Origin of the sequence: Ensifer sp. 22521 (genome assembly GCF_052044795.1) — a bacterium.
In the GTDB taxonomy this organism is placed as follows: Bacteria; Pseudomonadota; Alphaproteobacteria; order Rhizobiales; family Rhizobiaceae; genus Ensifer.
Genome location: NZ_JBQENM010000069.1, coordinates 1 through 2,250, shown reverse-complemented (window position 1 = coordinate 2,250; position 2,250 = coordinate 1). Strand labels below are relative to the sequence as shown.

The 2,250-nt window shown below is 60.5% G+C and carries 1 protein-coding gene; it reads right to left on the bottom strand.

The features are described from left to right. Nucleotides 1–2,250 (bottom strand): cadherin-like domain-containing protein (locus tag ACTJKE_RS36540; RefSeq protein WP_440693913.1); only part of this gene is annotated, 2,250 nt, incomplete at both ends.

Genomic DNA, 2,250 nt, shown 5'->3' with positions numbered 1-2,250 from the left:
CGCTCCAGACGAGAACACCGGGGCATTGTCGTTGACGTTGGTGACCGTGATGGCGACCGCCCGGTCAGTGGCGAGCGTGCCGTCGGAGGCGGTGACGACGATGTCGTAAATGTTGTCGCCATCCCCGTCGGCCGGTGCCTCGAAGTTGGGTGCAGCCTTGAAGGTCACAACACCGGTCGCGGCGTCGATGTTGAACAGCGCGGAGTCCGTGCCAGACAGCGAATAGGTCAAGGCGCCGAGGTTGTCGGCATCGCTGGCGTCGGCATCATAGACCGTGCCGGTCCCGTTTTCGGCGAAGCTGGCCGTCGTGCCGGAGGTGAACACCGGTGCGTTGTTGATCGGGATAATGTCGAGTGTGGCGGAACCGATGGCCGCGAGAGAGCCGTCAGTCACGGTGTAGGAGAAAGACACCCCCGTGGCGTCGTTGGCAGCCGGCGTGTAACTCCAGGTCCCATCTAGGTTATCCTCCAGCGTGCCAGCGCCAGAGGCAATGGCCAGGCCGGTCACCGTTAGGCTGTTGCCATCGGCATCTTCGGCATTGGCCAAAAGCTCGGCCTGAGTGATGAGCCTGGCGCCGGAATCTTCGGCAATCGCCGTCAGCGTTATCGCCGTCGTGGTCGGTGCGCGATTGAGCGAGTAGGTGCCGGACGCGTCGTTTACGGTTCCGACGCCTTGCTGCAGAATCTGCAGACGTTCCTCGATCGTGAACGTGGCGTTGAGGAGTGTGACGCTATCGGTGGTGCCCGCACCTTGCACCAGCAAGGCATTGCCCTTGTTATCGAACAAAAAGGCAGTTCCACCTTCCCGCGTCGTCGTGATGTGTTCAATGTCGATTAGCGAAACACCCTGGAGATTGAGAACCTCAGCATCGGTAGAAAGGGTGTCCTCGCCGCTACCCCCGTCGTAGATCTCTCCTGTAGAGGCATCGGCCGCACCGACCAGGAACGTGTCGTTTCCGTCCTGGCCATAAACTTCATCTCTGCCCAGACCACCGGTTAAGGTATCATTGCCGCCTGTGCCGTGGACGATATCGCTGCCGGCGAGAGCGTCGATAATATCCGGCCCATCGGTTCCGGTCAGGTCGTCCGGCCCCGGGGTTGGCCCGCTGGCGGTCTGGATCACCCTTATGATGTTCCCGGTGAGGACAACCTCACCAAACACTACTCCGGCAAGCGCAATACTCGTTTCAAACGAACCATTGTTGTCGGAGTCGATCTCAAGCAGCGTATCGGAGCCTGATGCAACCAAGCGGACATTCGGGGCCGTGTCGGAGCTCTGCAGCAGTTCGATCTTTTCACCGATCTGGTAGTCGGTGATGGTGTCGCCATTGAGCTCGGCAGCAGTACCCTGGAAGGTATCGACACCAGTGCCGCCGCTCAGGGTGTCGATGCCCTGCCCACCGTTGAGCAGGTCGTTGCCTGCACCGCCCGACAGCTGATCGTCGCCGCCGCTGCCGTAGAGGTAGTCGATTCCAATGCCGCCATTGAGGGTGTCGGCACCACCAGTCTGCGAGTTGAAGTCACCATAAAGATAGCTGACCGCCGTCGCGCTCGTGTTTTGCGCCGTCAGCGCGTCGTTCCCCAATCCGCCATAGAGATAGCCATAGGTATAGTTGCCGGTGACGGTCAGGGTGTCGTCGCCACTGCCGCCGTCCAGTTGACCGTAGGAGGCGCTGCCCGAGAAGCTCAAGACATCGCTGTCGTCGCCACCATAGAGACTTACATAATAGAGGTTGCTTCCGCTGTAGGTGAGTATGTCCTCGCCAGTTCCACCATCGGCGTAGTTCCACCATTGATAACCGCCGTTGCCGGCGAAGCTGATCGTGTCGTTGCCGTCGTTGCCATAAAGTGTGCCGCTAACTGCCGTCAGGCTGTCGTTACCAGCGCCGCCCTCCACAACGGTATATTGGCCATCCGTCCCGCTATCCGTCAGCGTGTCGTCGCCATCCCCGCCAACGAGCATGTCGCTGCCCTCGCCGCCTTCAATGACATCGTTGTCCGCACCGCCATACAGGACATCATCACCCTCCCCGCCATCGAGCGTATCCGCCCCTGCATCGCCATAGAGGACGTCATTGCCCGTTCCGCCCGTCAGTTGATCCTCACCCTCTCCGCCGTATAGAGCATCGTTCCCTTCACCTCCGATCAGCGTATCGTTGCTGCCCAGCCCGACGATTTCGTCGTTCCCGCCAAGCCCATCCAAACTATCCGCCCCAGACGTCCCAATCAGCAGGTCGTCGCCAGATGTGGG